The sequence below is a fragment of the Gluconobacter sp. P1D12_c genome (genome assembly GCF_018812105.1).
Lineage (GTDB): Bacteria > Pseudomonadota > Alphaproteobacteria > Acetobacterales > Acetobacteraceae > Gluconobacter > Gluconobacter oxydans_A.
The window spans coordinates 1-356 of sequence record NZ_JACSIQ010000887.1 but is presented as its reverse complement, the minus strand read 5'-3'; the positions used below and the strand labels follow the sequence as shown (position 1 = coordinate 356).

Here is a 356-nt window from a genome sequence, read left to right as displayed (position 1 = left end):
GCCCAAGGAAGCGCATGAACGACAGGCGATCGTTGATCAGATATTCCGTCCGCTCATCAGACAAATTGTTCAACGTCTGGATCACCAGGATCTTGAACATCAGCACCGGATCAAATGGCGGTCGCCCGCCTTTGCTTCCATCTGAATAGGCCAGTGCCTTCTCCAGATCAGGACGGAACACTTCAAAATCCACAGTCCGGGAAAATGCTTCGAGCTCATCACCAAGCCCGCTCAACCGGGCAAGCCGCTCTTCAACGTCAAAAAATCCCGGCTGCTTCATAGCGTCATTCCCTCAGTCAGAACCGGACGAATGGAATCACAGAGCAGACCTCAAAACCAGGGGGTTTTTCGAACCC

General features: G+C 52.8%; 1 protein-coding gene. It reads right to left on the bottom strand.

The window, feature by feature from the left end:
* The coding region (locus tag KP705_RS19650; RefSeq protein ID WP_215765529.1) for a transposase at positions 1 to 280 on the bottom strand (280 nt) is incomplete at its 3' end.
* Positions 281 to 356: the final 76 nt, after the last annotated feature.